12 protein-coding genes and 1 pseudogene are annotated in these 7,154 nt (G+C 58.8%); 2 read left to right on the forward strand and 11 right to left on the reverse strand.

Annotated features, from left to right (window positions below):
* The 7 genes and pseudogenes from BMX43_RS19815 to BMX43_RS11435 all read right to left on the reverse strand — a co-directional run.
* Window positions 1-551 (reverse strand): annotated as a pseudogene (locus BMX43_RS19815) (phage tail tape measure protein); the annotation flags it as partial.
* Window positions 552-563: 12 nt separating this feature from the next.
* A complete protein-coding gene (locus tag BMX43_RS11410) occupies window positions 564-2,195 on the reverse strand; it encodes a terminase large subunit (RefSeq protein ID WP_091301420.1) in 1,632 nt (543 codons plus the stop codon).
* Window positions 2,196-2,197: 2 nt separating this feature from the next.
* Window positions 2,198-2,596 carry a P27 family phage terminase small subunit gene (locus BMX43_RS11415; RefSeq protein WP_091301422.1) on the reverse strand — a complete coding sequence of 133 codons (399 nt, stop codon included), beginning with the start codon at window positions 2,594-2,596 and terminating at the stop codon, window positions 2,198-2,200.
* On the reverse strand, window positions 2,593-2,904 hold the full coding sequence (locus BMX43_RS11420; RefSeq protein ID WP_245749452.1) for a head-tail adaptor protein: 312 nt from the start codon (window positions 2,902-2,904) through the stop codon (window positions 2,593-2,595). Before BMX43_RS11420 ends, BMX43_RS11415 begins: the two co-directional genes overlap by 4 nt.
* Window positions 2,904-3,323, reverse strand: coding sequence for a tail completion protein gp17 (gp17, locus tag BMX43_RS11425; protein WP_091301425.1), 420 nt, complete (start codon window positions 3,321-3,323; stop codon window positions 2,904-2,906). The genes BMX43_RS11420 and gp17 overlap by 1 nt, the downstream gene beginning before the upstream one ends.
* The gene (locus tag BMX43_RS11430; RefSeq protein WP_091301427.1) at window positions 3,320-3,775 is read right to left on the reverse strand and encodes an HK97 gp10 family phage protein; all 456 of its coding nucleotides are present in this window, start codon (window positions 3,773-3,775) and stop codon (window positions 3,320-3,322) included. Before BMX43_RS11430 ends, gp17 begins: the two co-directional genes overlap by 4 nt.
* Window positions 3,775-4,077, reverse strand: coding sequence for a head-tail connector protein (locus BMX43_RS11435; protein WP_091301429.1), 303 nt, complete (start codon window positions 4,075-4,077; stop codon window positions 3,775-3,777). Before BMX43_RS11435 ends, BMX43_RS11430 begins: the two co-directional genes overlap by 1 nt.
* Before the next feature lie 476 nt (window positions 4,078-4,553).
* Between BMX43_RS11435 and BMX43_RS19505 the strand changes: the two genes are divergently transcribed.
* A complete protein-coding gene (locus BMX43_RS19505; RefSeq protein ID WP_139201571.1) occupies window positions 4,554-5,408 on the forward strand; it encodes a DUF6236 family protein in 855 nt (284 codons plus the stop codon).
* On the opposite strand, the gene BMX43_RS11440 is transcribed toward BMX43_RS19505, so the two are convergent.
* Window positions 5,386-5,676 carry a hypothetical protein gene (locus BMX43_RS11440; RefSeq protein WP_139201572.1) on the reverse strand — a complete coding sequence of 97 codons (291 nt, stop codon included), beginning with the start codon at window positions 5,674-5,676 and terminating at the stop codon, window positions 5,386-5,388. The genes BMX43_RS19505 and BMX43_RS11440 overlap by 23 nt on opposite strands.
* Before the next feature lie 129 nt (window positions 5,677-5,805).
* Here BMX43_RS11440 and BMX43_RS19510 point away from each other — a divergent pair, with 129 nt between their 5' ends.
* Complete coding sequence (locus tag BMX43_RS19510; RefSeq protein WP_139201573.1) at window positions 5,806-6,258, forward strand: hypothetical protein; 453 nt, start codon at window positions 5,806-5,808, stop codon at window positions 6,256-6,258.
* A gap of 17 nt (window positions 6,259-6,275) precedes the next feature.
* Here the strand turns inward: BMX43_RS19510 and BMX43_RS11445 are convergent, their stop codons facing one another.
* The 3 genes from BMX43_RS11445 to BMX43_RS11455 form a co-directional block, all read right to left on the reverse strand.
* On the reverse strand, window positions 6,276-6,521 hold the full coding sequence (locus BMX43_RS11445; RefSeq protein WP_091301433.1) for a hypothetical protein: 246 nt from the start codon (window positions 6,519-6,521) through the stop codon (window positions 6,276-6,278).
* Window positions 6,518-6,820: an HNH endonuclease gene (locus BMX43_RS11450; protein ID WP_245749449.1), complete on the reverse strand. Its 303-nt coding sequence runs from the start codon at window positions 6,818-6,820 to the stop codon at window positions 6,518-6,520. Before BMX43_RS11450 ends, BMX43_RS11445 begins: the two co-directional genes overlap by 4 nt.
* An 89-nt stretch (window positions 6,821-6,909) precedes the next feature.
* On the reverse strand, window positions 6,910-7,154 hold a 245-nt coding region (locus BMX43_RS11455; protein WP_175482092.1), incomplete at its 5' end, for an ATP-binding protein.

The raw sequence follows: 7,154 nt of genomic DNA on the forward strand, positions 1-7,154 counted from the left end.
AGCATCAGCGCCGAAGGGTCTTTCAGCCGGGCGGCAAGATCGGTCGCATTGAAGCCCAGCCGTTCGAAAGCCTCTGCCGCCGGGCCTTGGCCGGTGATGATGAACTCATCCGCCCGCAGCGACAGTTCCTTGAACCCGTCCACCAGCGCGTCAACACCGATACGGTTCTGCTCCGCCACATACTGCCAGCGCTGGAAGGCCTCTGCCTGCACCCCGGCCCGCGCGGCCTCGTTGCCGATCTCGGCAATCCCCCGCACCGTCTGCCTGATCTGCCCGGCGGCGATGCCAAGGCTGGCCCCCAGACCGGCACCGGCCAGACCGGCCAGACCCACCCCCAGCCCCGGAAGCTGAATCTCACCCAAGGCGGCGGCGATGCGACTGCCCACCGATCCATAGGCCGCGCCCATCCGTTCGGCGCTTTCCTTCGCCCGGCGTTCCATCTGCGCCGCAGCCTTCTGGTGAATGCTGGTCGCGCGGGCAAAGTCGCGCTGGAACTGGCGCGTCTGCGCCTCCAGCTTGACGATAAGCCCCATCATATCGGCCTCTGCCATACTCATTACCTCTTACAACAGCATCAGCCCCAGAACGTCCGGGTCTGAATAGCGGGATTTCTTGTGATGGGCGGTCACGGCGCGGGATACCGCCATCACGGATGCCACCGCCGCGTCAATGCGGCCCGTGGAGCGTTGCTTGTGCATCCGCACCAGCCCACTTTGCGGATTGGTGGACACGGCCACATTGTCAAAGTGCAGCCGCAGCACCGGGTCAGCGTCATGGCGGATCATCTCGCCATGAACCGTGCGGATCAGGTTCCCGGTCGCCTCTGACATGATGACAGCGCTTTGTGGATGGGTGAACACCGGCAGGCCATCATCCGACAGGTTCTGTGACAGCACCCGCGCCAAGGCCGGGTCCACCGCGATTTCCTGCACATCATAGCGGGCGCAGAGGTCGCGCACATGGTCTTCAACCTGTTTCTGGTCGATCACCCCGCCGGGGCAAAGCTGGATCAAGCCTGCATCGGCCCATTCCCGGTAAGGCGCGCGGTCGCGATGCGCCCGGCCTGCCAGATCGGCCTCGGGCACGAAACAGGTATTCCGAAGCGTCACCTGCCCATCGGCATGGCGAAAGGCGATGGCAACAGCGGTCAGGTCGCCCGATTGCGACATGTCCACCCCGATATAGGCAGGAAGCTGGTCCAGGTCGGCGTCGTCATCCGCAAAGGCGCGGGCGTCATAGGTGGCAAGGTCGAACAGCGGATCACGCGAATTTCCGTGCCACTTGTTCAAATGGTATTGCTGGAACCCATAGGCCGCCGAAGGCATGTTCTTCGCCCGGTTCACCTTGTTCCGCAGGTCTTTCAGGTCTTGGAACCCGTATTGCAGGCCGGGGTTGCAGCGATGCCAAACCGTTTCGTCGGTCCAATCGTCACCATCCTGCATTTCAAACAGGATCGGCAGAACCGAAGGGTCATGCACCTTTCCCATGGCAACGTCACGGGCATAAGCGTATTGATCGGCAGCGAAGCCTTCGGCGCCACGCCCCGCCGTGGTGGCCGTCACAATCAGCCCGTTCCGGGTTTTTGAAACGCCGGATTCCAGCACTTCCCACATTTCCTGCCCGGCGGCCTCTTTCCATGCGTGAATTTCATCACACAGGGCAAAGGTCGGGGTGCCGCCATTCTGGCGCGCACCATCCGAAGAAACGACTTCCAGCTTTGAATCGAATCCGGGGATATGGCTTTCGATTTCCTTGGCGGCATTGCGCTGGTCAATGATCTTGGTCACGGCACCAAGGCGCTTGTCCAGCTTGATGATGTTCGTGGCTTCCTTGAACGCGATACCGGCCTGTTTCTTGTCACAGGCCGCAAACACCAGTTCACCGCCCGGCACCTTTTCCGGCCCGATCAAGTGCAAGATGGAAAGGGCGGCGGCCAGCGTGGTTTTGCGATTGCCTCGCGGAATGAAGAAAAACACCCGCCGAACAATCCGGTCGCCATCGGCATCACGCGGCCCATAGATCGCCCGCACAATCCGTTCCTGCCAGTTATACAGAGTGAAGGCCCGGCCCGGCTGATCGCTCTTGATATGGCGCAGGGCGCGCAGGAATTGCACCGCGCGTTCGCCATGCCCGAGGGGGTCAGGAATGGGGCTATTGTCAAACACCCATGTCGGGAAGGTGGAAGGTGCCGCCATGGTCAGATATCCAGCGGGTTCGGGCTGGCGTCGGGCGTCTCGCTATCACTGACAATACCAAGCCGCGCCCGGCTGACAGGATCAAGCCCGAGGCTGGCGGCGATCTGGCGCGCGGTCTGTGCCGCCCGGTTCTGCACCCCGAACAGCTTCACATCCACCGCCCCGCCCGCAAGCTGGCGTTCGGTCTCGATCTGGCGCACCAGCCCGGCCATGCAGCAATAGGTCTCCACCTGCGCCAGATCGGCGGCACAGATCACCCGCCGGGCCACCAGCACCGGCAGCACCCGTTTCCATTCCGCCCGCGCATGGGCACCGAAGTAAGCAGGCGCCTTCGGCACCCGTGCCAAGGGTTCCTGATCGGCGGCGATCTTGGGCTTTACCCCGCGAAGATGCTTGCTCATGCCGCCACCACCCGCAGTTCCAAGCCCTTGCGGCGCCCGATCTCGGCAATGGCGACGATGTTCCAGACCTTGCCACCGTGCAGCACCCGATCAGCGACGGACACGCCCGGCAGCCAGCGCAGCAGGAACACGGCATTGTTCGTCACGCCTTCACCGTAGGTTGTCAGGAACTCTGACACGCCCGCTTGGCGCAGATCGGCCTTGCCACTGGCATAGGTCGCCCATGTCTGCACCGGCACCCGCCCCGGCCCGAGGGTTTCCGTCTGCCGTTGCAATTCGATCCGGTGTTGCAGCTTTCCGCTTTGCATCACGCCGCCCTCCACCGCAGAACCGCAGTCAGGGCGATCACGCCTTGGGTATGCGCCCGCGCCGGGTCGGGGTCGCGCATCCACACCAGTTCAGGCCGCGTCCAAGCGTCAATTGCGAAGCCCTCGGCCTCGGGTGCATCCATCATGGCCCGCATCACCGCCCCGGCCACCGCCTGCGCCTGCGCGCCATCCTCCACCGCCCAGACATGCAGCAACAGCCGCACCTCGGCCATGATCTGCCCACCATCCGCATGGCCCAGGAACCGCACCCGCGCAGGCGCCAGCACAATGGCAGGCATCTGGTCAGGCCGGATCATCCCGGCGCGGATGTTCAGCGGGTTCACCCGCGCGGTAATGTCAGGATCAGCCGCCAGCCTATCCCCGATCAGCGCTTGCAGCGCAAAACCCGGTTCGATCATTTCGCGGCCTTTCGCACTTCGGCACGGATCACCCGGCGCAGCCGGGCCTTCACGCGGTTCATGTTCAGCCGCCACGCAGGCAGCAGGAAGGGTTCCGCCGCCATTGTGCCGGTGCTGGTGCCGTCTTGGTGCTGGCGGGCGTCGGTGCCGAACTCCACCAGATGCCCATGCCGGGCGCCGGGTTCGCCTGCGGTGACGAAGGCCTCCCCGTCCCCTGCCGTGCGGCGGCCCCCGTCTGACGCATAGGCCGGGGTTGTCTCGCCCGGTGCGGTCGCTTCAATAGACTGGATCAGCGCACCAGACCGGCAGGACGTTTCGGCCAAGGCGCTGGCGTCGGCGGCGATCTCTTGCACCGATCTGGCAAGCGCCGGGTTCAGCGCTTCCAGAACCGCTTGCGGCATCGCCTTCATGCGCCGGGTCAGCGCCTCGGAGCCTTTCACATAGCGGCCCATTATGCAGCCTCGGGTTCGGGCTGATAGCCGGTCACGCGGGTTTTAAGGGGCGACAGCAGATCATGCACCCCGAACGGAAGCTGGTAAGCGCTGGCAAAGGTGACAGCCTCGCGCGCTTCATACTGGTGCGCCACCATCAGCAGCGCCGCCTGCGCCATCAGCGCGTTACCCGCGTCAAAGGGCAGGCCGGTATAGGCCTGCACCCACGCTTCGGCGACGCTGCAGTAATGGATCAGCAGATCGGCGTCGCGGTCGTCGTCAAGGTTTAGATGTGCCCGGACAAGGGCGAGGGAAAGCGGCATTCGGGTTACTCACAACAAGCACTCATCACTTGTTATGATATAACACGCTGGATTCATCAGGAAAAGTTATACTCGGGCCTGTCTTGTGCGCTGGACCACACGCCGGTTCCCTTCATACACGCAAATGTATAACCTACCCCCACGTTCACTAGTTTAGAGGAAGAAAGATGCCACCACGGAAAGGGACCAATGCTTGGAAACAACAATATAGTGAAGTCATTGTTGGAAAACATATAACGTCTGGAAGAGTCTGCACCTTATATCTACAGAATGACGGAACACTGGTAGGCGATGGCAAACGCCATCTCTCAATTGGCCGATCACCTGAATCAGAAGCGGCTGTTGTTTTCGGCATGACTAAAATTAGGTCATTTCCAGTAAGCTTTACAGAGGCGATACGGTCCTATGTTGGTGAACTAACCAAGGAATAAATCACGAATCTTCGTCAAACATGAGTGTTTAGCAGGAGTATATTGGTGCAACGCGGCGTCTTGATACCTCCAGTAGGGTTTGAAAGGGGAAAAAATGGAACCTCATTTTTCACCTATGGCGACATTCCATTCCTGAACATAGCACCATCTGCAATTCTATATTGGGATAAGGTTTATGCACCGATAGCAACTCGCGGGATGGCGCCTGAATACGACGCCGCAGTGGAAGAAATGCTACGTCTTGGCGTAGCGGAGAGTTTCGATATTAAATCCGTCAATGCATTTCATACGGGTGAAATACCCGCTATGATACAACGTTACTCGGCTGAAATTTCTCTCCTCAATGAGCGTGAAGGGCAAGTTTGGTCCGTGCTTCCGCCTTGCCTGCCTTCGGCGTCTAGCGTTGTATCGCAAACACATCCTTTCCTAGCTTCATCAGGCGGAAGGATGTCATCTATCGAAGTCCAGCTAAAGAATGCGCTTCCAGTGCCAGACCGCAGCGTTCCGTATGAAGACCTATTGGATTTCAAACTAAAGCGACAGGATCAGCTAAACCGTCTTCACACTGAAGTCAGCTCAATAGCTTCACGATACATCAATAACTATGAAGACCAATCAGCAATAGAACTATCACTTTCCGATTTGCGACGAAGTCTTGCAGAAGTTCAGCAGGTATACGGGGAAAAATGGGGCGCGCCGCTTCTTCGTGATCTTTCATTTAGCTTTGCAACTAATGGCTTGTGGCCTGCGGGTGTTACATATCTCGCTGGTGCGGAAATTGACACTGCGTTTTTTGCAGGTGCGTTAGCGACAATTATTCATTCCTCCGTCTCAGGCGCGTTCTCAGAGAAATACAAGTCTCATCCGTTTGGATATGCTATAGCGGCGGCCAATATGTGAGACTCAGCGAACCTCTGTTTTGCATCTTTTGAACCAAGGCCCCCATATCCACCCCGGCCAAGGCGCACAGCATCGCAAGGTCTTTGCTTGGCGTGGTCAGGTAGCGGTAGGCGCCCATGGCTTCCGACACAAAATCGTCGGCTACATTGTGGCGCGAAGGTTTCAACCGCGCATCGGTGATCGTTCGAAACAGCATCTCTTGCCAGTTGTTCTTTTCAATGCGCCAGATTTTCTTAGAGTGCCGTATTAGAGCGCCGGACCAGTTCACTCTCCCGCCTCATGACGGCCTGATCTCTCACCTGTGTGTGGGGGGCATAAATCCGCTTGCGATTGGCCTCCCTTCGTAATACCTACATCATGTCGATACTTACACCCCATTGATACACAGGCAGAAACAATGGTATTAGAAAAATCCACGCTTGCATTCCTGCTTAGCCTTACTGCAAATACCTCCTTTGCTAATGAATTAATGAAAATGGATGATTACGAAATTTGTGGCGCTGTAGCTATTGTTTTTAGCTCCACCCTCTCGCACAAGTCGGAATTCGAACAAATCTCAGTATTCCTAGACGTAACGGCAGAAGCTGAATTGGAATATCAAAAATACATCAACTATTTCATTGATGATCTACCTGTGCTGATTGCAAGTGAGAACGGGATTGATCGAGCGGAAATTGCGAATCGACTTTCACCAATGATTGACTATCTAACTCTGGAGCTGCAGAAGGCCGCTCAATACATCCCCTCTTACGGGCCAACTGATTTTCTTAATGTCTTTCACCGTCACAGAAAAATACTAAGTGAATGCGCAGAGATGGCGGGCATAAGGTCGTCATCTTACCAAGACTGATTACGGCTCACCACCTCTCACCCCACCTTCGGCGCCTTCGCCACCTGCACCCGCATCCGGTCCACCAGCGCCTCCATGTCCACACCGGCGAACAGGCAGACCATGGCAAGGTCTTTGCTTGGCGTGGTCAGATAACGGCGGGCGTCAAGGGCTTCGGACACCGCATTCTCGCCCAGCGGCTTGCGCGTCGGTTGCAGCCGGGCATCGGTGATGGCGCGCATCAGCACATCTTGCCAAAGGCTCTGTTCCGGGCTGGCGGTCATGCTGCCGCCCGTTCGGCGCGTTGCTTGACGCTGTTATGACAGTGCCCGCACAGGGCCTGCCAGTTGTTCCAGTTCCAGAACAGCGCCTTGTCGCCCCGGTGCGGGGTGATGTGATCCACCACCACCGCCGCAGCGCCGCACAGGGCGCAGGTCGGGTGCAGGTGAAGGAAGGCGGCACGGGCCTTTTCCCATTGGCGCGTATAGCCGCGCTGGCGGCTGTTCGGGCGGGTGGCATCATGGCGACGGCCCCGGGCACGGGTGCTGGCGATCTGACAGGCGCAGGGGCGGCCTGCGGGCACGATCTTGCCGCAGGAATGTTGATTTCCACCCAGAAGTGACCCGGGGTTTTCATCGAGAATTGACCCGCCTGAAGGTTATGTTCTGCGGGTTATGCTGGGGTCAAGGCATGCGTGGCCTCCCTTTTCGTTTTGGCTACTGCTGAGCTTGCCTTGAAGCGGAAGCTGTCGTTTCCGGTCTCAAGGATGTGGCAGCGGTGGGTAAGACGATCAAGCAGGGCGGTGGTCATCTTGGCGTCGCCGAATACGGTTGCCCATTCGCTGAAGCTGAGGTTTGTAGTGATGATGACGCTTGTGCGTTCGTAGAGCTTGCTCAAGAGGTGGAACAGCAACGCCC

It is taken from the genome of Gemmobacter aquatilis (assembly GCF_900110025.1).
Lineage (GTDB): Bacteria > Pseudomonadota > Alphaproteobacteria > Rhodobacterales > Rhodobacteraceae > Gemmobacter > Gemmobacter aquatilis.

Excerpts from the sequence above, each read along its gene's own strand:
- BMX43_RS11410 (WP_091301420.1), bottom strand. The coding sequence starts at position 2,195 with ATGGCGGCACCTTCCACCTTCCCGACATGGGTGTTTGACAATAGCCCC.
- BMX43_RS11415 (WP_091301422.1), bottom strand. The coding sequence starts at position 2,596 with ATGAGCAAGCATCTTCGCGGGGTAAAGCCCAAGATCGCCGCCGATCAG.
- BMX43_RS11420 (WP_245749452.1), bottom strand. The coding sequence starts at position 2,904 with ATGCAAAGCGGAAAGCTGCAACACCGGATCGAATTGCAACGGCAGACG.
- gp17 (WP_091301425.1), bottom strand. The coding sequence starts at position 3,323 with ATGATCGAACCGGGTTTTGCGCTGCAAGCGCTGATCGGGGATAGGCTG.
- BMX43_RS11430 (WP_091301427.1), bottom strand. The coding sequence starts at position 3,775 with ATGGGCCGCTATGTGAAAGGCTCCGAGGCGCTGACCCGGCGCATGAAG.
- BMX43_RS11435 (WP_091301429.1), bottom strand. The coding sequence starts at position 4,077 with ATGCCGCTTTCCCTCGCCCTTGTCCGGGCACATCTAAACCTTGACGAC.
- BMX43_RS19510 (WP_139201573.1), top strand. The coding sequence starts at position 5,806 with ATGGTATTAGAAAAATCCACGCTTGCATTCCTGCTTAGCCTTACTGCA.
- BMX43_RS11445 (WP_091301433.1), bottom strand. The coding sequence starts at position 6,521 with ATGACCGCCAGCCCGGAACAGAGCCTTTGGCAAGATGTGCTGATGCGC.